We start from the raw sequence: 21,412 nt of genomic DNA, 5'->3' as shown, positions 1-21,412 counted from the left end.
CGAATTCGACCCAATCCGACCATGGTCCGCACGCAGGATCATGCCTCAACGAGAATGACCTTTGTCATGGCCCCGCTCCTTCACGCGGTTACCTGCCCCCATGAGATTCGCCAGCACGGCAGACAGCAATGTCTAGGCAACTGAAGACGGCTGATGTCCCGCGGCGGAGGCGCCCTACCGATTTCGCGCAAGCAGGCTCTCCCTTTCTGCAGGGACGGGACGACGAGCTCGGCCTGATCGACCGGCAGTTGGACCGCATCGACGACGGCGGCTCAACGGTCGTCGTCAGCGGGGAACCCGGAATCGGCAAATCGGCGCTGCTCGACGCCGCCCGGCGCCGGGCCACTGATCTTGGTTGGCGCGTGCTCGGCATGACGGGCGTCGCAGCGGAAGCGCATTTGCCGTTCGCCGGGCTCGAACAAGCGCTGCGTCCGCTGATGGCGCGGGTCGAGCACCTGCCGCCGCGACAGCGGGCGGCGCTGCTCGCCGCCTTCGGCATGCGCGACGACGCTGCGCCTCCGGACATGTTCCTGGTGGCGCTGGCCACGCTGACGCTGCTGACCGAAAGCGCGACGCGCAAACCCATTCTGCTGGTGGCGGACGATGTGCAATGGCTGGACCAGCCGACCTATGACGTGCTGTCGTTCGTCGCGCGGCGGCTGAGCTCCGATCCGGTTATTCTGCTTGCAGCCCTGCGCGATGGCTCCAATCGATCGTTCGGACACGCCGGTGCAGTTCGGCTCCGATTGTCCGGTCTGGACGAAACCGCCGCCGGGCAGTTGCTGGATGCCCATGCCCCCGACCTTCCGCCCGAGCTCCGCCGCCGCTACATCGCCGAGGCCTCCGGCAATCCGCTGGCGCTGCTCGAACTACCGCGCAGCGAACGTGCGGCGGACGCCGGCGATGGGCCGTGGCTTCCGCTGACGGAACGGCTGGAGCGCGCTTTCTTCGGCCGGGCGTCCGAGCTTCCCGACGCGACGCGCTCGCTGTTGGGCATCGCTGCGGAAAACGACGCAACGTCCCTGCACGAGATCCTGCGCGCCGGCGACGTGTTGCTGGGCGAGCCGACCGGAATCGAGATGCTGACGCCGGCGATCTCGGCCAAATTGATCGAGGTCGACGGCACGGAGATCAAGTTCCGGCACCCGCTGATTCGTTCCGCCATCCATCAGGCAACCGATCTCGTGATCCGCCAGAAGATCCACGCCGCCCTCGCTGCGATCATCCAGGATCAACCGGACCGCCGCGTCTGGCATCGCGCGGCGGCGACCGTTGTCCCAGATGATGAACTCGCGGCCGAGCACGACCGCATGGCAGCGCGTGCGCAGCGGCGCGGCAGCGTCATCACCGCGATCTCGGCACTCGAAAGCGCCGCACGGCTGAGCAGCACGGCGAAAGCGCGACGTCATCGCTACCTGCAGGCTGCCGAACTGGCCGCCGATCTCGGACAGCCGGAACTGGTCGAGCGCCTGCTGCGCGAAGTGGGTGCGGATGGACAGGGTCAAGTCGCCGCCGCCCGGATCGGATGGATTCGCGAGATGAGCCAGCCCCCGACGATCAATGATCCGGCGACGATCCCTGCCTTGGTGGAGTTTGCAGAGCAGGCCAGATTGGCCGGTGCGAAGGATCTGGCGCTCAACCTGTTGTGGCGCGCCGGCCAGCACTGCTGGTGGAGCGACGCAAGCGGCGCCGTGCGCGCCGGCATTTTCGAAGCGGCACGCCGCCTGGAGACGTGCGCGACGGATTCGCGCCAGATCGCAATCGCGGCTTATGTCGGGCCGCTGGAACGCGGCAACGACGTCTACACGAAGCTCCGCGAACTCTCCGAGAAAAGAACCGGCGATCCCGCGGTCGCGCGGATGCTGGGCAGCACCGCCAATGTGATCGGCGCCTTTCATCTCGGCGCGAGCTTCCTCGGCGACTCCAGCGCTGCGCTGCGTGAACAAGGACGGCTCAGCGATCTCGCACGCGTGTTGTTTGCGCAGGCCTGGGCCGAGATGGAAATCGGCGACTGGATGGGGGCGATGCGCGAGGCCGAGGAATCCGTGCGCTTCGCCGAAGAGACCGGCGGGACGCTGTGGATCGCAGCCGCCACCGTCGTAAAGGCAAAGCTCGCGGGCATGCAGGGTGACTTCGAACAGTCCGAGATCTATGCGACCCAGGCCGAGCGCCTGGTGCTCTCCGTCGGCGCCAGCTTTCTCTTGGCGCTGCTGCAGGTCGCGCGCGGCGTATCGGCCATCGGCGCAGGTCGGCACCTGGAAGCCTATGATCACCTGCGGCGTCTATTCGATCCGGTCGATCCGGCCTTCAATTCCGGCGTCCAATTCTTCGGGCTGGCCGATTTCGTCGAGGCAGCGGCTTCCTGCGGCAAGGGGCGAGCGGCCCACGCGGTGATCGAGGATATCGAGCGCCGCACGGCTGCGGCACCGGTGCCATGGGTCGCGATCATGCTCGCCTACGGCAAGGCATTGCTGGCCGAGCCAGACGATGCCGAGCCGATCTTTCACCATGGCCTCGGCCTCGCCAAGGAGTGGCCGTTCCTGCGCGGCCGCCTGCTGCTTGCCTATGGCGGGTGGCTGCGCCGCCAGCGGCGGGCCGCTGACGCCAGGGCGCCGTTGCGGGCGGCCCGGGATATCTTCGACGCGCTCGGCGCCTCACCTTGGAGCGAACGCGCGCGCGCGGAGTTGCGCGCGTCCGGCGAGTCCAGCGGAAGGCGCACCGAGCCCATCTGGGAAAGATTGACCCCGCAGGAGCTGCAGATCGCCCAGCTCGCGTCCGAGGGACTTTCCAACAAGGAGATCGGCGCGAGGCTTTATCTGTCGCATCGGACCGTCGGCTATCACCTGCACCGGATCTTTCCAAAGCTCGGCATCACCTCCCGCGCCGGCCTCCACAATGCACTCGCCAGGCGTTCCGGGCCCGCGGATTAGAGCGTTTTCGAGCGAAGTGGACACCGGTTCGCGTGAAGAAAACGCGTGAAAACAAGAATCTAGAGCTTCGGTTCTGATTCAATCAGAACCGAAAATGCTCTAGCCAAACACAGGCTCGGTCACCCCGCCGGTCATTTGACAGAAGCGGCGCCAGCCAGTGCGGGGCTAGCTTAAACCCTCACGACGAAGAGGGTTGCATGTCGCATCTGACGGATGGGCCCGACCTTGCGCCGCCTTGCGGCGACGGATCGGACTGGAAGCCAACTGTCATTCGAGAGAACATGAAGCAACGTCCGGCGCTGCTGCTGCAGCAGCCGCGGTCGGGTTGTTCCATCGTACAGGAGGAGCGCAAATGGTGCTCGCCCGATATCCTCTCCGGCACCAGCCGGCCGGACGCAAGGCTGATCGCGACACGCTGGCGCGGCGCCGATATGCGCGAGCAATCGGCTGAGATTTCGCGCGACCACCACATGCTGAGCGTTTCCCTGCAGTCGGCGAAGCTCTCATTCTGGATTGGCAAGCGATCACTTCCGAACCTTGAGGTAACGCCAGGCACCATTCATCTCGCCCGGCCGGCAGTACCGGCGCGCGCCGTCTATCACAGCAGCTACGATGTCCTTCACCTCTTCATGCAGAATGCGCTGCTGAAGGAGTGCTTCAAATGGTGCCACGGCAAGCTGCCGATCGGCGATATCACGTTCCGCGATCCGGGCCTCCCGCGGGATCCGCTAATCGAACGGCTTGGCCGCGCCTTGCTGTCGGCCGGCGAACTCGGCGAGTCCTATGACGAGCTCTACGCGGAATCGCTGGGCCTGACCATCGCCGTACGTCTGCTCAAACTGTACGGCGAGCGGCCTGCCTCGACAGCGCGAAATCATGTCGCCGCGCTGCCGAACTGGCGGCTCCGCCGCGCGGTCGATTTCATGAATGCATATTACGACCGTCGGCTCACGCTCATCGATCTCGCGAAGGCCGCGGGTCTGAGCCGCATGTACTTCGCCGCTCAGTTCCGCGTCGCGACCGGTCTTCGTCCGCATCAATATCTCTTGAGGCTTCGCGTCGAAAAGGCAAAAGCCCTTTTGGCGACATCGGATCTGCCGATCGTTGACGTTGCCTTGAGCGTCGGCTTCAGCTCGCAGGCCCACTTTACCGGCGTCTTCAAGACTCTCTCCGGCCTGACACCGCGCCGCTGGCGCCAGCACAATCGGCGCTGATCGCTCGCGCGATTTCTGTGTCGATTGCGAAATTTGCGTGCGAAAGCCGAATAACTCCGTTGGTCCCACTGTCACTCTCGCTCGATACCTGGCGAGTCAGGCACGAAACTCTCCAGGTGCGGTTGCAACCCTCATTTCAGGAGTAATCCCCGTGACACAGACTGCCTCTGCGATTCCCGATGCCGCAAGGGACCAAAACATCGATCCGATGGTGCGCGCCTTCTTGAAGGAGGTGAACAAGGACCCAAGCCCGTTCTGGACGCTGCCCGGCCCGCAGGTGCGGGCGACACTCACAGGATTGCAGAACAAATATGTCGTCGACCTGTCGGGCGTAACGATCACCGAACGAACGATCGATGCCGATGGCCATCACCTCAAGCTTTACGTGATGAAGCCGGACAAGGCGCGCGACACGTTGCCGGTGATCCTCTTCATTCACGGCGGCGTCTGGATCGCCGGCGATTTCGAGAACCACAAGCGCCTGGTCCGTGATCTCGTCGTCGGCAGCGGCGCCGCCGCTGTCTTCGTCGAATACACGCCGATCCCGGATGCGATCTATCCGACCCAGGTCGAGGAGAACTACGCCGCCGCCAAATGGATCGCGGCCCATGGCGCCGACATCGGCCTGGACGGCAGCAGGATCGCGGTCGCCGGCAATTCGGTCGGCGGCAACATGTCTGCAGCGTTGACGATGATGGCCAAGGACCGGGGCGGACCGACGATCAGCTTCCAACTGCTGATGGTGCCCGCGACTGATGCCAGCATAGACACGGCGTCCTATCATCAATTCGCCACCGGCCGCTTCCTCGCCCGCGAGTTCATGAAATTCGGCTGGGACATCTATGCTCCGGATGAGAAAACCCGCAATCAGCCCTACGTCTCACCGCTGCGGGCCAGCGCCAACCAGCTCCACGGCCTGCCGCCGGCGCTGGTGATCACCGCCCAGAACGATCCGCTTCGCGACGAGGGCGAAGCTTATGCGCTGAAGCTGAAGAACGCCGGCGTTCCCGTCGTTGCTACACGCTATAACGGCACGATCCACGACTTCGTCGCGCTCAACGGCATCCTGCGCGAACCCGGCACCCAAGCCGCGATCCGCCAGGCCTGTGACCAACTCCGCGCGCATCTGTTCTAGTCACGCTGCGGTTCGGAAGCATGAGGCGCCCAGCGAAGCTATTTTTCTGTGCGCCGATTTAGCAAAGGATTTCAATGTGATTTGCCCTGTCCACCCATCTCGCGAAAAATATCCTGCTTCCGTCGTCGGGCAAATCAGTGATTTAACTCCGCGCGTCTCACGGCGGATGAGGGGCGGATCGCGATCGTCACGAACGTTGCGGTGAGATGCGGTGGACGTGATACGTGTGACTGACGAGCATGCGTATCGCGGACGGCGAAGTCGTGTGGTTCTGGCGCCCCGACGCTGGCGCTAAGTTTTTTGTGCAAACAAGATTGCGCGAGAGATGACGGTGGCAAGAAAGCCCGGTCACCGGGAAGAGCACGAAGTAAGCCGTAAACCACTGCGCAGGGAAAGCCGGTGTTGCTCCGGTTGACCTGTGGTCCTACCCCCGTGCTTTTTGTTGCACGGGGCCCACGGGTGCAGCCGGCACCCGGCTTTCCCTGCGCCCTCTGATATCGAGGAGGGTGAAAAGGTACACAAAGCTCGGACGCAAAGCGCCGCGAGAATGCGCACCCACACCCTCACTGCTGTTTGAAATTCAAATCAGAACCCATCCCCGTCATTGCGAGCGCAGCGAAGCAATCCACGTCTCCGCTTGTGGCGCTATGGATTGCTTCGCTGCGCTCGCAATGACGGCGTGTCGTCCTGGCGAAGGCCAGGACCCATAACCACGGGCCTTTGTGATGTGCTCCGCGGCAACCGCTTGCTCCCGCCTCGCAACCGGGAATGCACTGCTTGAGCACCGCGGGATCGTTCAGCATCGCCCACACCTTCTCTTTCGAAGCGGGAATACGCTGGCTGTCGTTCATCTGCATGATTGGACCTCAGTGACTTCAGGCGGAACCTGGCAAGCGCTGGCCGCGCCGCCGCTCGATCGTGATCTCGGCCAGGATCGACATCGCGATCTCCTCGGGCGTGATGGCGCCGAGGTCGAGGCCGGCGGGCGCCTTGACGCGGTCGACCAGCGAAGCGTCCACGCCCTCGCGGATCAGCTTGGCGCGCAGCGAAGCCATCTTGCGGCGGCTGCCGACGAAGGCGTGATAGCAGGCTTCGATCGCGACCGCCGCGCGCAACGCAGCTTCGTCGCCCTTTCCTTGCGTCGACACCACGATGAAACGCTTCGCGTCGTTAAGCTCGCCCAACTGGAAGCCGTCGATCCGCTCGTCGGCATCCGGCTCCGCGGACACATCGGCGGCGGGGGCGGCGAGCGTGATGTGATAGCCGAGTCTGCGCGCCTGCGCGGCCAGCGACAGCGCCACCGGGCTCGCGCCAAGAATGATGAGCGACGGATGCGGCAGCACCGGCTCGACGAAGATATCCATGGTGCCCTTGCTCGGACACATGTTGCTGGCAAAGCGGATGCCGTCGCGGCTCTCGCCGGCCTTGACGCCAAGATCGGTGAGCAGGTCCTGCGGCTGCACCGACACCATTCGCGGCACGCCATCGGCGAGCGCCTCGCGCGCCGCCTTCAGCACCGCGCTGCGCGCGCAACCGCCGCCGATCCAGCCCGCGACGATGGTGCCGTCAGGCGCGATGATCGCCTTCGCGCCGGCCTTCGCCGCGGTCACCGCAACCGTCCGCACGACAGTGGCGAGCACAAAGGCCCGCTCGGCCGACTTCATCTGCGCGACCAGGTCCATGACTTCGACATGAGCAGTCATCAGACAATTCCTTCAGAGCGTTTTCGAGCGAAGTGGATACCGGTTCGCGTGAAGAAAACGCGTCAAAACAAGAATCTAGAGCTTCGCCAGATAAGGCTCGAGCGCGCGCAGGCTCTGCAACGTGTTCGCCGGCGCATAGAGATCGACATGCGGCAGCGCCGCCTTGATGCCGGCAGCTTCCGGCGCATAGCCCTCCCAGGCCATCATCGGATTGAGCCAGACGATGCGGCGGCAGCGCCTGGCGAGCCCGGCCATCTCGCGGCCGAGCAGCGCCGCATCGCCGGTCTCGTAGCCGTCCGACACGATCATCACGCAACTGCGCGAATGGATCACACGCGCGGCATGCCAGCGGTTGAAGGTCTGCAGGCTCTCGCCGATCCGCGTGCCGCCGCCGGCGCCCTGCGCCATGATCGAGAGCCGATCGAGCGCGCGGCCGGCGTCCTTCTCCTTCATGGCGTCGGAAACGTAAGCGAGACGGGTATGGAACAGAAATGCCTCGGCCTCGCGGAATTCGTCGAGCACGCCATGGATGAAGCGCAGGAACACGCTCGGATACATGCCCATCGAGCCGGAGGCATCGAGCAGCACGATCAGCCGCAGCGGCTTGTCCTTGCGCTGCCGCTTCACCAGGCTGATCGGCACGCCGCCATGATTGATGTTGCGATGGATAGTGCGGCGCAGATCGAGCCGATAGCCGCGCCGCCGCGCGAGATCGCGCCGCGTCAGCCGCGTGCGCATGACCTTCGCGAGCTGAGCCGCAGCCTCATGGGCCTGCGCGACCTGGTCGGGATCGGCGAGCTTGCGGAAATCAATCTCGGCGAGATTTTCCGCGCGCGATGCGCCTTCCATCCGCCCCTCGCCGCTACGTCCTTCGGGCACATCGTCGGACGACGGCACCTGGTCGGTCGTGGACCGGCTGGCGCTGGGCTCGGGCATTCCATTCTGCAGCGTCTTGAGCGAAGGGCTGTTCGCCGCCTGTCCCGACGCCATCGTCCGCGACCGGGACCGCACGCGCTTGCCCAGCCAGAACGCGTCGAACAGCCCATCGAATTTCTCCCAATCCGATTTCCGCGCGGAGAACAGATGCTTGAACGCCGACCGCAGCAATCCCGGCCGCGCCGCATAGCCTTCCGCCATCAGCGCCGCGGCATCACGGCCCTCGGCAAGGCCGATGCGGAAGCCATTGTCGCGCAGCGTGCGGAGAAAGGCCGCGAGGCGGCCCGAGACCAGGCGCGAGACCTCGTCGATCTCCTCAAACCCCGGATTGGTGCCACAGCAGCTCATGCGACCTTCCCCAACAGCCGCTGCGTCACCTCCGGCGTGAAGCGGGCACGATCCTCATGAGTCTTGAGCAGGCAGATCAACGTCTCATGCACCGTCTCGGGCGCATCGTTGAGATCGCGGATATCGAGCCCGACCAGCGCCGCCGCCCAGTCCAGCGTCTCGGCGACGCCGGGGACCTTGCGCAGATCCTCCTTGCGGATCTCCTGCACCATGCGCGCAATCTGCAACGACAGCGACGGGCTCGCGTTTGCGATTCGCGCCAGGATAATGCGCGTCTCCCGGTCGACATCGGGATAGTCCACGTAATGATAGAGACAGCGTCGCCGCAATGCATCCGAAAGCTCGCGCGTGCCGTTGGACGTCAGCACGACATGCGGGATGGTGACGGCGGAGACGGTGCCGAGCTCAGGGATCGAGACCTGGAAGTCCGACAGCAGTTCGAGCAGGAACGCCTCGAACTCGTCATCGGCGCGATCGATCTCGTCGATCAAGAGCACAGGAGCCTGCTCGCGGCGGATCGCGGCAAGCAGCGGCCGTTCGAGCAGATACTTCTCGGAAAAGATCCGGTCCTCAACTGCATCTGCATCTTCGCCATGATGCGCCTGGATCGCCAAGAGCTGTCGCTGGTAGTTCCACTCGTAGAGCGCGGCCGACTGGTCGAGCCCCTCATAACATTGCAGGCGGATCAGTTCGGTCGAATGCGCCTGCGCCAGCGCCTTCGCCACTTCGGTCTTGCCGACGCCCGCCTCGCCTTCGAGCAGCAGCGGACGCCGCAGCAATTGCATCAGCGAGATCGCGGTCGCAAGCTCCGCATCGGCGATGTAACCGGATGCAGCCAGCGCTTGCGCGATCTCCTCACGTCCCTTCATCTAGGCGACCGCTCCGAGAGTCTTCGCTGCCTGCCAGTTGCGCCAGAAATCATGCGGCATCTGGATGTGGGTCGAGCCGAGGAACGAGAAGGCGTCATTGACGGCGTTGGAGAACGCCGGCACGCCGCCGACATTCGGGCTTTCGCCGACGCCCTTGGCCCCGATCGGATGATGCGGCGACGGCGTCACCGTGAAGTCGGTCTCCCAATGCGGCGTCTCCACCATGGTCGGCATGAAGAAGTCCATGAACGAGCCGGTCACGACGTTGCCGGTGTCGTCGTAGCGGATCTCCTGGCCCATCGCAATCGCAAAGGCTTCCGTAAGCCCGCCATGCACCTGGCCCTCGATGATCATCGGGTTGATTCGGGTGCCGCAATCATCGAGCGCATAGAAGCGCCTGACCTTGTAGACGCCGGTATCGACATCGATGTCCATCACGCAGAGATAGGCGCCGAACGGATAGGTCATGTTGGGCGGATCGTAATAGCTCACCGCCTCCAGCCCCGGCTCCATGCCAGGCGGCACCGAATTGTACGCCGCCCAGCAGATGTCCTTCATCGACATGAACTTCTCCGGCAGGCCCTTGACGCGGAAGCCGTCGATGTCCCATTCGAGATCATCCTCGTGGACTTCGAGCTTGTAGGCCGCGATCATCTGCGCCTTCGCCTTGATTTTCCGCGCGGCCATCGCAATCGCGGCGCCCGCCACCGGCGTCGAGCGCGAGCCGTAGGTGCCGAGCCCGTAGGGCGCGGTGTCGGTGTTGCCCTCCTCGACCATGATGTTGTCGGCGGGAATGCCGATCTCGGTCGCGATGATCTGGGCCCAGGTGGTCTCGTGGCCCTGGCCCTGGCTCTTGGTGCCCATCCGCGCGATGCCCGCACCGGTCGGATGCATGCGGATCTCGCAGGAGTCGAACATTGCGATGCCCAGGATGTCGCAATTCTTCGATGGGCCAGCGCCGACGATCTCGGTGAAGAAGGACACGCCGAGCCCCATGATCTCGCGGGTCTCGCCGCGCTTGAAGGCCGCGCGCCTCGAAGCCTGCTCCTTGCGGAGTGCGGCGTAATCCGTCACCTCCATCATCTTGCGCATGGCGGTGTGGTAATCGCCGGAATCATATTCCCAGCCAAGCGCGGAGTGATACGGGAACTGCTCGGGCTTGATGAAATTCTTCAGCCGCAGCTCCGCCGGGTCCATGCCGAGCTTTTGCGCCAGGATATCCATCGCACGCTCGATGCAATAGGCAGCCTCAGTGACGCGGAAGGAGCAGCGATAGGCGACGCCGCCCGGCGCCTTGTTGGTATAGACACCGTCGACCGTCAGATGCGCGGTCGGGAAATCGTAGGAGCCGGTGACGATGTTGAAGAAGCCCGCCGGCCATTTCGACGGATCGGCGCAGGCATCGAAGGCGCCATGATCGGCGAGCACATGGACGCGAAGGCCGGTGACCTTGCCCTCCCTGGTCGCCGCAATCTCGGTCGTCATGTGATAGTCGCGCGCAAACGAAGTCGCGGTCAGATTCTCGATCCGGTCCTCGACCCACTTCACCGGCTTGCCGGTGACGATGGAGGCCACTGCGGCGCAGATATAGCCGGGATAGGCGCCGACCTTGTTGCCGAAGCCACCGCCGATGTCGGGCGCGATCACGTGGATCTTCTGCTCCGGCAGTTTGGCGATCAGCGACACCACGGTGCGGATCACGTGCGGCGCCTGGAAGGTGCCCCAGATCGTCAGCTCGCCCTTGACCTTGTCGAAGGAGCAGACGCACTGGCACGTCTCCAGTGGCGACGGATGGGTGCGGTGATAGGAGATCATCTCCTTGATCGTGACCTCGGCCTTGCGGAAGGCCGTATCGGTGAGATCCTTGTCGCCGACCGTCCACTCGAAGATGTGGTTATGGTGCTTGCGCGGTCCATGCGCGCCGGTGGTCTTGCCGGCGAGGTCCTCGCGCAGCACAGGCGCATCCTGGTCCATCGCCTTGAACGGATCGACCAGCGGGGCGAGCTGTTCGTATTCGACCTCGACCTTGTTGAGGCCGTCGTCGGCGGCGTAGCGATCGGTCGCGATCACAAACGCTACCTCCTGGTTCTGGAACAGCACCTTGCCGTCGGCCAGCACCATCTGCACATCGCCGGCGAGCGTCGGCATCCAGGCGAGATTGACGGTCTTCAGCGTCTCGGCGGTGATGACCGCCAGCACGCCCGGCACCTTCAGCGCCTCTTCGGTCTTGATCGACTTGACGCGCGCATGCGCATGCGGCGAGCGGACGAAATCGCCATGCAGCATGCCCGGCAGCTTGACGTCGTCGACATAGTTGCCCTTGCCTTGCGTGAAGCGAATATCCTCGACGCGCTTGCGCTTGCAGCCCATGCCTTCGAGGGCGGCGGTGCGTTGTTCCCGCGTGGGAGTCATGTCGTTCATTCCGCGGCCTCCTTGAATTCGACATTGTTGAGCTTGGCGGCGGCGTATTGGATCGCCCGAACGATGTTCTGGTACCCGGTGCAGCGGCAGAGATTGCCCGACATGCCGATCCGGATTTCCTGCTCGGTCGGCGAGGAGTTCTCCTGCAGCAGCCGGTGCGCGCGCATGATCATGCCGGGCGTGCAGAAGCCGCACTGCAACCCGTGCATCATGCGGAAACCTTCCTGCAGCGCCGACAGCGAACCGTCGGGATTGGCCATGCCTTCGATGGTGGTGATCTCGGAGCCGTCGGCCTGCACGGCGAACACCGTGCAGCTCTTCACCGACATGCCGTCGAGATCGACGGTGCAGGCGCCGCAATGGGTGGTCTCGCAGCCGACATGGGTGCCGGTCAGCTGCAGGTTCTCGCGGATGAAGTGCACGAGCAGCGTGCGCGGCTCGACCAGGCCTTCGACCTCGGCGCCGTTGACCTTCATGGTCACGCGTGTCTTTGCCATCTGTCCCCTCCCTCTACGCTGCGCGGCCAGCAGCGCGCTGCAACGCCCGCATCACCATGATGCCGCCGACATGCTTGCGGTATTCGACTGGACCTCGGGCGTCCGCCGCTGGCGCCATGATCGCTTCCGCGGCGGCCGCGGCTTGCTTCAAGGTGGCCGCCTCGAGACTGGTGCCGATCACGGCATTGGCAGCGTCCGTCGCGAGCAGCGGCGTCTCGTGCAGATTGGTCAGCCCAATCGCGCAGGTCGCGACCTTGCCAGCCGCCATGCTCAGCACGACAGCCGCGGCTGCGGTGGCATAATCGCCAACCTTGCGCTTCAGCTTCTCATAGGCATAGCCGTGACCGGCCGGCGGCACCGGAATGGAGATCGACGTCAGGATTTCGCCGGGCTCGAGCGCGGTGAAATAGGCCCCCTGGTAGAATTCGCTTGCCGGAACATCGCGCTCACCGCCCAGTCCGCTCAGCCGGAAATTCGCGCCGAGGACCATCATCAGCGCCGGCATGTCGTTGCCGGGATCGCCGTTGGCGACATTGCCGCCGATCGTGCCGCAGTAGCGCACCTGCGGATCGGCGATCAGCGCGGCCGTCTCCTGCAGGATCGGCAAGCTTTGCCGGATTTCGCCGGACGCCAGCAGCTCGTGCTGGGTCGTCATCGCGCCGATCACGATCGTGTTGCCGTCGCGGCGGATGCCCTTGAGATCGTCGACGCCGTGAAGATCGACGAGATGAGCCGGCGTGGCGAGCCGGAGCTTCATCATCGGTACCAGGCTGTGCCCGCCGGCCAGCGGCCGGGCATCGTCGCCCAGATCGGCCAGCAATTTGACCGCGTCGGCCAGGCTCGCCGGCCGGTGATAGCTGAAAGGTCCCGGGATCATCGTTTCCTCCAATCGTCCTTTGGCGCCGGTCGGGCGCGTGGACGTTGGCGGGACGGTCTCTCCGGTTTTTCCCGACCGCAATCGTTCGGGCACGGAATGGGGTTTTTCGCACGAAATGCGGATGGCGGAGCACGAATTGCGTCAACCGCTCCGACCTATGGCCGGCTGCAGGGCCTAGGCATGACGACGGCTGAGACCGAGTCGCGCCTTGACCTCGGCGATCTTGGCGCGGCTGACGGGGACGCGATGCGGCGAGATGCCGTCGAGCTCGATGACCGCCCCATCTCCCTCCTTCCGCACCAAGGCGACGTGGGGGATAGCGACGATATGGCTGCGGTGCACGCGCATGAACAGAGCTGGATCGAGCTGCGCTTCAGCCTCGGAGATCGACCACGGACACATCCGCTCCCGGGTTCCGTCGTGAACCCGCGTGTAATGAGCATCGGCCCTGACGCTGCGCACGTCGGCGATATCTATAAAGTGTGTGCCATCGGCGCCTTCCACCGGCAGCCGCGGCGCGGGCGCCGGACGGGGCGGCCGGCCGACGCCGCCGAGCGGTGCCATGCTCATTCGCGGTGCAGCAACGGTCGCGATGGGTTCAGGCACGAGCACGTCGGCAGACGGCGCCAGATCGCCGGCGATTGCCGGCACCAGACTCTGTCGTCGCGGGTCCGGCACCAGCGACAACAGGAATCCGGCCGCGATCACGAACGAGAGGACGGCCACGATGATCGACAGAATCTGTTGCGACGCAGCAAGTCCGCCGCCGAGATGCTGGTGCACCCCGGCCGCAAGCGGCACGAAATGCATCCCGGCCATGGCCGTGTAATGCATGCCGGAGACGGCGACGCCGAAGGCAATCGAGCTGGCGACCAGCCGAAAGCCCGCCTGCTGCGCAAGGAAGGCGCGCAGCCCGCCATAGGCCGTCACCATCGCCACGACGACCGACAGCAGGACGAACACGCCGTCATGCTCGATCGCGAAATGGCCGGACAGGCCATGGATGCCGACGTAATGCATGCTGGCGATGCCCGCGCCGAGCAGCACGGCGGACGAGATCACGCGCTTGAGCGAGGGCTCGCCGATGCTGACGAAGAACAGGGAGATGCCGACCACCAGCGCGCAGATCAGAAAGGAGATGATCGTGGGCAGCACCAGATAGACGGTGTCGGGCGGCAGCGGCGCCGCCAGCATGCCGACGAAATGCATGGTCCAGATACCGAAGGCCAGAAACGCGGCGGCGCCCGCGAGCAGGATGCGGTTGCTGCCACCCGGCGTGCCGCGAATCCGCGCCGCCAGGCTGAAGCCCGTATATCCACCCAGGATCGCGATCGCCACCGACAGCGCGACGAGATAGGGATCGTGTCCTTCGAACATCATCGTCTCGGCCGCCCGTCTCCACGGGCTGGCCCCTCCCTAGCGTCCTTACATAACCAGACATTTAGAGACAGTCTACCGCTGCGCAGCGCCTTGTTCCCTTCGCAAAGGCGGTGTTATCTCGAAAAAGCTTGTGGTTGCGCGTGCACGTTCAATTGCGAAAGACGTCGGTCGCGGGCACTGTCATTGGACCAGGTGACAGTTGACCACACGCAAGGGAGACGAACCCATGGAAAAGGTCACGCCGTTCGGGGCCGCCATCCTCATCCTGCTGCTGACGATTCCGCCGAGCCATGCGGGCCCTTGCGAGGACTCGATCGCGCGCGTTCAGGCCCAGGCCGATGCCGCCATCGAGAAACGCGCCGGCGCCGGGGGTTGGCAGAAGGAGAGTCTCAACGCGACGCGGAATTACCAGCCGACGCCGCGATCGATCGCGGCCACCGAAGGCAAATATGGGCGACGTCTCCAACGCGTCCTCAACGCGCTCGACCTTGCCCGCGCTGCCGACCGCGCAGGTGATGTCGCCCAATGCAATGCCCAACTGGACAGGGCCAGACGCGCGCTCGCGGCGCGATGAGCAGTTGCAGGCAGCGTTATTGGGAACCCTGGCCGATGACGTAGTGGGTGTTGCGCCACTGGGCCGGAGTGCTTCCGGCGATCCGCTTGAACACCGTGGTGAAATGCGCCTGGGTCTGGAATCCGACGCTCAGGGCAACCTCGACGATCGTCATCGTCGTGTGTCGGAGCAGTTCGTCGGCACGGCGGATGCGCTGTCGCAGTAGATATTCATGCGGCCGAAGGCCGGTCGCGATCCGGAATTGCGAAGCGAAATGCATCCGGCTCAATCCCGCGACGGCGGCCAGATCCGACAGCGTGATCTTCTTCGATAGATGGCTCTCGACATATTCGGCAACGCGCCTGAGGCGCCATTTCTGCAATCCCCCGACCGGCTGCTCGGCGGGGGCAGTGAAAACAGATCCATCGTCCATGGACGAGCCGTTCCCGGCCTGCAAGCCAAGCAGCCTGATGGCCACGGCAAGCCGCAACGCATCGGCGCGAATTCCGGCATGACGGTCGTAGGCCTGCCTGGCTTCCGTCAGCGCATCAGACAGGCATTTGATGACGGGATCCTTCAGCCGTTCGATCGCAGCCTTGTGCCGGAAGACGTCGAGGCTGTTGGCGGCGTTCAGCAGCGCATCGCGCTCGGCGGCATTCCCCTCCGCATAACCCTGCGCTGCAATCGCGAGCACGAGGTGCAGGCGTTGAAAGGCAAACGCCATGCTGTCATCGACGGCAGGATGGCTGGGCAGCGACATTGCGGCTGGCGATGACGATCTTTCATGGACAGTCGCGTGAACCGGCAGATGATCGTTGAAGTGAGCGTTGTCATCTCGTCGAAGCTGAATCTGCGGCATGGTACCATCTCTCTATCGCCATGGTGACCGTACGCCGGAAGGCCGCTTCACGTTACCAATCGAGGATCACTCTTCCTTGAGCATCTCCGCGGAGTGGCCACATTCCGACGCGTGCGTTGGAGAATATCGGGCACCACCGCGCGCTCCATCCTACGGGCGTTTTCGCAGACGTATATTGTGGGCTAGGGACGTCATACCTTGGTATCTGCTGCGTGCGCCGGGCGGTGAGGCGTGCGTTCTTGAAATACCGTCACGGAGGCCGCGAAGTAACTTTTCGGAGAGCTTAACCTCCGGAGAGCCGCCCCATGACAGGTCCGCTTCGATCAAGGCGAGACCAGCTTTCACGCAGGTCAGGACTGTCCTTGCTTGCCGCACTTGCCGCCTGCGCATCGCTGTGCGCCGCCGTTGAATCGATGTCGTTCGAAGCTGCACGTGCGCAGGCAGCGACGCCTGGCGTGCAACCATTTCCGAACCTCACGCCGCCAGGCTCGGCAACGAGCTCCGCGGTTCATCCGGCAGGCGTTCCGCTGGGATCGACGGAACTTGCAATAGCCGGCACGAGTCCGGCTCTGCCGCAATCCGGCGCCAATGTCGGTTTCGGAAACGAGAACTGTTTCGTCGCCGGCAAACCCGGAGCGGTCTTCGACGGCGGAGGGCTGTCGGGAAATTCATCGACCGGTTGCGGCGCGCGCGGCGCGACGAGCATCCCGCGTCCCGCGACTTCGACATCCTCGTCCGTCGCGCCGATCGGAATTCCCTTGGGTTCGACCGAACTGGGCAGTGCAGGCCTCAGTCCGGCACTGTCGCTTCCATTACCTGCGCCATCCCCGGTCGGTTCTTCGCCTTCACAGGCGACGTCCTGCCCAGCCGATGGCGCGACAATGATGACAACAGCGCCAGGCGGCTGTTGAGGCAAACACATTTGCGAGGCATGCCGTGAAGCGAAAGATCGCAATCGCCGTAGCCGCTCTGCTCGTGGTGCTCGCGGGCAGCGGGTTCTGGTATTTCAACCGCTCCCTGACGGCGGAACCTGTGGCCGCAGTGCAGGCGCCGGCGCCGATCCCGGTGGTCGCGGCGACCGTTGCCAGCGGCGAGGTTCCGATCTATCTCAGCGGCGTCGGCACGGTGATCGCCTACAACACCGACGTGGTGCGCAGCCAGATCCAGGGACAGATCACCCAAATCACCTTCGTCGAAGGGCAGACCGTCAAGGCCGGAGATCTCCTGGCGCAGATCGATCCGCGGCCGTATCAGGCGGAGATCGAGCAACTGACCGCGAACCTCGGGCGCGACAATGCGCAGCTAGAGAACGCGCAGGCAAATCTGTCGCGCTACACCCAGCTCGGTAACAAGGGCTATGCCACCCCGCAACTGGTCCAGACCCAGCAGGCGCAGGTGGCGCAACTGCAAAGCGCGGTGAAGGCGGATCAGGCCCAGATCGATGAGGCCAAGATCCAGCTCAGCTACACGCGCTTGACCTCGCCAATTCCCGGTGTGACCGGCGTGCGCCAGATCGACGTCGGCAACATCATTCACCCGACCGATCCGAACGGCCTCGTGGTCGTCACCCAGATCGAACCGATTTCACTGATCTTCACGCTTCCGGAAAGCTATCTGCCGCGAATCCAGCAGGAGATGGCCAAGGGGCCGCTGAAGGTGATCGCCTACAGCCAGGACAACAAGATCAAGCTCGACGAAGGCAAGCTGCTCCTGGTCGACAACGAGATCGTGCAGACGACCGGGAGCATCCAGCTCAAGGCCGAGTTTCCGAATACCGCGCATCGGCTCTGGCCCGGCCAGCTCGTCAACGTCAATCTGCTGCTTGAAACCAAAAAGGATGGCCTGACGATCGCCGCCTCCGCTGTCCAGCAGGGCCAGAACGGCTCCTACGTCTACGTGGTGACGCCGGATGGGACCGCACAGCTTCGCTCGGTGAAGGTCGGACAGATCAGCCAGGGGCAGGCGCTGATCGATGACGGCCTCAAGGCCAACGAGACCGTCGTGGTCGATGGCCAGTACAGGCTGCAGCAGGGCAGCCGCGTCAAGGAATTGCACGGCAAGGCCGCGACCGAGGCCGACCTGCAAAGCTCGGTGCAGAAGGCCATTCCATGAATCTCTCGGCGCCGTTCATCGCCCGGCCGATCGCGACTGTCCTCTTGATGGCCGGGCTGTTGCTATGCGGGCTTGCTGCCTATCCGCTGTTGCCGGTCGGCGCACTGCCGAATGTCAACTACCCGACGATCCAGATCTCGGCGCAATTGCCCGGCGCCGATCCGCAGACGATCGCATCTTCCGTGGCGACGCCGCTCGAGCAGCAGCTGAGCCAGATTCCCGGCGTCACGCAGCTGACGTCGTCGAGCGCGCTCGGCGTCGCCCAGGTCGTCGTGCAGTTCGAACTTTCGCGCACGGTCGACAGCGCGGCTGTCGACGTGCTCTCGGCGATCAATGCCGCGAGCCCCTATCTGCCGCAGAACATTCCCTATCCACCGACGATCCGGAAAGTAAACCCGGCCGAGACGCCGATCATGCTGATCGCGCTGACCTCGGACTCGCTGCCGATGACCACGGTCGATGCCTATGCCGAGAACATCCTGCTGCCGAAGATCTCGCAAATTTCCGGCGTGGGCCTGGTCGGCATCGGCGGTCAGCAGAAACCTGCCATCCGCATTCAGGTCAATCCGCAGGCGCTTGCGGCGCGGGGAATAAGCCTTGAGGACGTCCGCAGCGTTATCTCCGGGGCCAACGTCGACCTCGCCAAGGGTACGCTCAACAGCCCGCGCGTGACCTACACGCTCAACACCAACGATCAGCTGCTCAACCCCGAGGCGTATGACGCGCTTGTCATCGCCTACCGCAACGGCTCTCCGGTGCGCATCCGCGATATCGGCAAAGCGATCGCGGCTCCCGAAAACGACCTGCTGGCTGGATGGTACGACAAGCAGCCGGCGATCATCCTCGCAGTTCAGCAAGTGCCCGGGGCTAACGTCATCGAAACCGTGGGCCGCATCAAGAAGCTGCTGCCGACGCTTCAGGCGTCCATTCCGCCCGCGATCAAGGTGACGATCGCGGCCGATCGTACCACCACCATCCGCGCCGCCGTCGCCGACGTCCAGTTCACGCTGATGCTGACGGTCGCACTGGTGGTGATGGTGATCTTCCTGTTCCTGCGCAATCTCTGGGCGACCGTGATTCCGGCGGTGACCGTTCCGCTGTCGCTGATCGGCACCTTCGCGGTGCTCTACGTGCTCGGCTACAGCCTCGACAATCTGTCGCTGATGGCGCTGTCGATTGCGGTCGGCTTCGTTGTCGACGACGCGGTCGTCGTCATCGAGAACATCGTGCGCCATCTCGAGCGCGGCCTCACGCCGATGCAGGCCGCTCTCAAGGGTTCGGCCGAGATCGGATTCACGATCGTCTCCATCACGCTGTCGCTGATCGCGGTGTTCATCCCGCTGTTCCTGATGGGCGGCTATGTCGGTAAGCTGTTCCAGGAATTCGCGATCACGATCACCGCCTCGCTGCTATTGTCGCTCGTGATCTCGCTGACGCTGACGCCGATGATGTGCTCGCGGCTCCTGAAGGACGACAGCCACAAGAAGCATGGCAGGATCTATCTCGCTTTCGAGTGGGGCTTCGATTCCCTGCTCGCGCTCTATGCCCGCGGTCTGAAGGTCGTGCTGCGCCATCGCTTCATCACGCTGATGGTAATGCTGAGCACGATCGCGTTGACTGGATATCTCTACGTCATCATTCCGAAAGGCTTCTTCCCGCAGGAAGACACTGGCCAGATCGTCGGCATCACCGAGGCCTCACAGGATATCTCGTTCCCGGCGATGTCCGAGCGGCAACAGGCGCTGGTCGACACGCTGCTGAAGGACCCCGCGATCGATTCGGTCGCGAGTTATATCGGGCCAGGCGGGCCGACCGCGACGCTCAATCAGGGCCGCATCTTCATCATGCTGAAGCCAAAGCCGCAGCGCAAGGCGAGCGCAGACGAGATCATCAACCGCCTGAGGCTACAGCTCGCCCATATCCAGGGCATCACCCTTTACATGCAGGCCGCGCAGGACATCACCATCGGCGCGCGGCTCTCGAAGACCCAATATCAGTACACGCTGACCGATGCGGATTCGGACGAGCTGACACATTGGTCGGCGATCTTCCTCGAACGGATCAGAAGCCTGCCCTTCGTCACTGACGTCGCCAGCGACCAGGCCAACGCCGGGCCGATGCTGGATGTCACCGTCAACCGCGAGGTGGCGTCGAGCTTCGGCATCCTGCCCTCCACCATCGACAACACGCTGGATGACGCCTTCGGCCAGCGGATCGTGTCGACCATGTTCACGGCGCTGAACCAGTACCATGTCGTGATGGAGGTCTATCCGAGTTTCCAGTACGGACCTGAGGCGCTGAAGGACATCTACGTGAATTCCGCAAGCGGCCAGCAGGTGCCGCTGAGCCAGCTCGTGCACAGCGAGATCAAGCCGGCGCCGATCCTCATCAACCATCAGAGCATGTTTCCGTCGGTCACCATCTCCTTCAACCTCAAGCCCGGCGCGTCGCTGGGCGAGGCGGTGGCCGGCATCCAGAACATCGAGAAGGAAACTGGCAAGCCGGCGTCGCTGGCGACGTCGTTTCAGGGCAACGCCCAGGCCTTCGAGTCGTCGCTGTCGGGCACTCCGCTCCTGATCGGGGTGGCGCTGATCGTCATCTACATCATTCTTGGCGTGCTCTATGAGAGCTTCATCCATCCGATCACGATCCTGTCGACGCTGCCTTCGGCAGGCATCGGCGCGTTGCTGCTGCTGATGGCGGTGCACATGGATCTCACCGTCATCGCCATCATCGGCATCATCCTCTTGATCGGGATCGTCAAGAAGAACGGCATCATGCTGGTGGACTTCGCGCTGGAGGTCGAGCGCAACGAGGGCCTGAGCCCGGAAGAGGCGATCTATCGCGCCTGCACCATGCGCTTCCGGCCGATCCTGATGACGACCATGGCGGCGCTGCTCGGCGGCGTGCCGCTGATGGTCGGCACCGGCACCGGGTCGGAGCTGCGCCAGCCGCTCGGCTACACCATCGTCGGCGGCCTGATGCTGTCGCAGATCCTGACCCTGTACACGACCCCGGTGGTCTACCTCTATCTCGACAGGTTGGGCGAATGGCTCGGCAATATCGGCAAGCCGCGCGCCAAGAAAGTGGCTGCCGCCGCTGCAGAATAAGGAATCGAAAAGCTATGGATGCACGCGACCTATTGAAGCTCGACATGACCGCGGAGACGACGATCATCGTGACGCCGGAACTGACGGTCGGACATCTCGTTCCAGGCATGCCGCGGGTGTATGCGACGCCGATGATGATCCTGCACATGGAAATCGCCGCGGGCGCCGCCATCTCGGCTGCGCTGCCGAAGGGATTTGTCAGCGTCGGCATGGAGGTGAACGTGCGTCATCTCGCGGCAACCCCGATCGGCCAGACTGTGCGCGCGACCGCTCGCCTCATCGAATTCGATTCCAAGCATGTCCTGTTCGCCGTCGAGGCCTGGAACGAGGAACGCAAGATCGGCGAGGGCACCCACCGCCGCGGCATCGTCAACGTCGCGGAATTCGAGCAGCGGTTCGGCGCGAACGAGAGTGCCGCCGCCTGACCGCGGTTTCCACCTCGCCCCGCTCGCGGGTCGGAATTCAAGC

General features: G+C 64.1%; 15 protein-coding genes and 1 pseudogene. 7 read left to right on the top strand and 9 right to left on the bottom strand.

The features are described 5' to 3' along the window. The first annotated feature begins 128 nt into the window (after window positions 1–128). The 3 genes from I6F35_RS05165 (at window position 129) to I6F35_RS05155 (ending at window position 5,279) form a co-directional block, all read left to right on the top strand. On the top strand, window positions 129–2,930 hold the full coding sequence (locus I6F35_RS05165) for a LuxR family transcriptional regulator (protein WP_225116577.1): 2,802 nt from the start codon (window positions 129–131) through the stop codon (window positions 2,928–2,930). Between the two features lie 197 nt (window positions 2,931–3,127). Then, window positions 3,128–4,144 (top strand): AraC family transcriptional regulator, encoded by a 1,017-nt coding sequence (locus I6F35_RS05160; RefSeq protein WP_225116576.1) that lies wholly within the window; start codon window positions 3,128–3,130, stop codon window positions 4,142–4,144. Window positions 4,145–4,295: 151 nt separating this feature from the next. Further along, window positions 4,296–5,279 (top strand): alpha/beta hydrolase, encoded by a 984-nt coding sequence (locus tag I6F35_RS05155; RefSeq protein WP_225116575.1) that lies wholly within the window; start codon window positions 4,296–4,298, stop codon window positions 5,277–5,279. 752 nt (window positions 5,280–6,031) lie between these two features. On the opposite strand, the pseudogene I6F35_RS05150 reads toward I6F35_RS05155, so the two are convergent. The 8 genes and pseudogenes from I6F35_RS05150 to I6F35_RS05115 all read right to left on the bottom strand — a co-directional run. After that, a pseudogene (locus I6F35_RS05150) lies at window positions 6,032–6,136 on the bottom strand (SRPBCC domain-containing protein); the annotation flags it as partial. A gap of 18 nt (window positions 6,137–6,154) precedes the next feature. Then, window positions 6,155–6,982 carry an XdhC/CoxI family protein gene (locus tag I6F35_RS05145; protein WP_225116574.1) on the bottom strand — a complete coding sequence of 276 codons (828 nt, stop codon included), beginning with the start codon at window positions 6,980–6,982 and terminating at the stop codon, window positions 6,155–6,157. 75 nt (window positions 6,983–7,057) lie between these two features. Beyond that, complete coding sequence (locus I6F35_RS05140; protein ID WP_225116573.1) at window positions 7,058–8,266, bottom strand: VWA domain-containing protein; 1,209 nt, start codon at window positions 8,264–8,266, stop codon at window positions 7,058–7,060. After that, window positions 8,263–9,135, bottom strand: coding sequence for a MoxR family ATPase (locus tag I6F35_RS05135; RefSeq protein ID WP_225116572.1), 873 nt, complete (start codon window positions 9,133–9,135; stop codon window positions 8,263–8,265). The genes I6F35_RS05140 and I6F35_RS05135 overlap by 4 nt, the downstream gene beginning before the upstream one ends. After that, window positions 9,136–11,556, bottom strand: coding sequence for an aerobic carbon-monoxide dehydrogenase large subunit (locus I6F35_RS05130; RefSeq protein ID WP_225116571.1), 2,421 nt, complete (start codon window positions 11,554–11,556; stop codon window positions 9,136–9,138). After that, window positions 11,553–12,053 carry a (2Fe-2S)-binding protein gene (locus I6F35_RS05125; RefSeq protein WP_225116570.1) on the bottom strand — a complete coding sequence of 167 codons (501 nt, stop codon included), beginning with the start codon at window positions 12,051–12,053 and terminating at the stop codon, window positions 11,553–11,555. Before I6F35_RS05125 ends, I6F35_RS05130 begins: the two co-directional genes overlap by 4 nt. 13 nt (window positions 12,054–12,066) lie before the next feature. After that, entirely contained in the window at window positions 12,067–12,930 is an 864-nt protein-coding gene (locus tag I6F35_RS05120; protein WP_225116569.1) for a xanthine dehydrogenase family protein subunit M, read from the bottom strand. 174 nt (window positions 12,931–13,104) lie between these two features. Then, the gene (locus I6F35_RS05115) at window positions 13,105–14,307 is read right to left on the bottom strand and encodes an MHYT domain-containing protein (protein ID WP_225116568.1); all 1,203 of its coding nucleotides are present in this window, start codon (window positions 14,305–14,307) and stop codon (window positions 13,105–13,107) included. Window positions 14,308–14,536: 229 nt separating this feature from the next. Here I6F35_RS05115 and I6F35_RS05110 point away from each other — a divergent pair, with 229 nt between their 5' ends. Further along, window positions 14,537–14,884 (top strand): hypothetical protein, encoded by a 348-nt coding sequence (locus I6F35_RS05110; protein ID WP_225116567.1) that lies wholly within the window; start codon window positions 14,537–14,539, stop codon window positions 14,882–14,884. A gap of 16 nt (window positions 14,885–14,900) precedes the next feature. Here I6F35_RS05110 and I6F35_RS05105 read toward each other — a convergent pair whose 3' ends face one another. Further along, window positions 14,901–15,722, bottom strand: coding sequence for an AraC family transcriptional regulator (locus tag I6F35_RS05105; RefSeq protein WP_225116566.1), 822 nt, complete (start codon window positions 15,720–15,722; stop codon window positions 14,901–14,903). 936 nt (window positions 15,723–16,658) lie between these two features. Between I6F35_RS05105 and I6F35_RS05100 the strand changes: the two genes are divergently transcribed. The 3 genes from I6F35_RS05100 to I6F35_RS05090 are packed head-to-tail and all read left to right on the top strand — an operon-like array spanning window position 16,659 to window position 21,369. Continuing rightward, on the top strand, window positions 16,659–17,834 hold the full coding sequence (locus I6F35_RS05100) for an efflux RND transporter periplasmic adaptor subunit (RefSeq protein ID WP_225116565.1): 1,176 nt from the start codon (window positions 16,659–16,661) through the stop codon (window positions 17,832–17,834). Beyond that, complete coding sequence (locus tag I6F35_RS05095; protein WP_225116564.1) at window positions 17,831–20,944, top strand: efflux RND transporter permease subunit; 3,114 nt, start codon at window positions 17,831–17,833, stop codon at window positions 20,942–20,944. The genes I6F35_RS05100 and I6F35_RS05095 overlap by 4 nt, the downstream gene beginning before the upstream one ends. A 14-nt stretch (window positions 20,945–20,958) precedes the next feature. Next, window positions 20,959–21,369 carry a thioesterase family protein gene (locus I6F35_RS05090; protein WP_225116563.1) on the top strand — a complete coding sequence of 137 codons (411 nt, stop codon included), beginning with the start codon at window positions 20,959–20,961 and terminating at the stop codon, window positions 21,367–21,369. Window positions 21,370–21,412: the final 43 nt, after the last annotated feature.

Source organism: Bradyrhizobium sp. BRP22, assembly GCF_020194175.1.
GTDB lineage: Bacteria > Pseudomonadota > Alphaproteobacteria > Rhizobiales > Xanthobacteraceae > Bradyrhizobium.
The sequence above is the reverse complement of the archived record's forward strand: the minus strand, read 5'-3'. Positions and strand labels throughout refer to the sequence as shown.

Coding starts and splice junctions, on each gene's coding strand:
- I6F35_RS05165 (WP_225116577.1), top strand. CDS start 129: ATGTCTAGGCAACTGAAGACGGCTGATGTCCCGCGGCGGAGGCGCCCT.
- I6F35_RS05160 (WP_225116576.1), top strand. CDS start 3,128: ATGTCGCATCTGACGGATGGGCCCGACCTTGCGCCGCCTTGCGGCGAC.
- I6F35_RS05145 (WP_225116574.1), bottom strand. CDS start 6,982: ATGACTGCTCATGTCGAAGTCATGGACCTGGTCGCGCAGATGAAGTCG.
- I6F35_RS05140 (WP_225116573.1), bottom strand. CDS start 8,266: ATGAGCTGCTGTGGCACCAATCCGGGGTTTGAGGAGATCGACGAGGTC.
- I6F35_RS05135 (WP_225116572.1), bottom strand. CDS start 9,135: ATGAAGGGACGTGAGGAGATCGCGCAAGCGCTGGCTGCATCCGGTTAC.
- I6F35_RS05130 (WP_225116571.1), bottom strand. CDS start 11,556: ATGAACGACATGACTCCCACGCGGGAACAACGCACCGCCGCCCTCGAA.
- I6F35_RS05125 (WP_225116570.1), bottom strand. CDS start 12,053: ATGGCAAAGACACGCGTGACCATGAAGGTCAACGGCGCCGAGGTCGAA.
- I6F35_RS05120 (WP_225116569.1), bottom strand. CDS start 12,930: ATGATCCCGGGACCTTTCAGCTATCACCGGCCGGCGAGCCTGGCCGAC.
- I6F35_RS05115 (WP_225116568.1), bottom strand. CDS start 14,307: ATGTTCGAAGGACACGATCCCTATCTCGTCGCGCTGTCGGTGGCGATC.
- I6F35_RS05110 (WP_225116567.1), top strand. CDS start 14,537: ATGGAAAAGGTCACGCCGTTCGGGGCCGCCATCCTCATCCTGCTGCTG.
- I6F35_RS05105 (WP_225116566.1), bottom strand. CDS start 15,722: ATGCCGCAGATTCAGCTTCGACGAGATGACAACGCTCACTTCAACGAT.
- I6F35_RS05095 (WP_225116564.1), top strand. CDS start 17,831: ATGAATCTCTCGGCGCCGTTCATCGCCCGGCCGATCGCGACTGTCCTC.
- I6F35_RS05090 (WP_225116563.1), top strand. CDS start 20,959: ATGGATGCACGCGACCTATTGAAGCTCGACATGACCGCGGAGACGACG.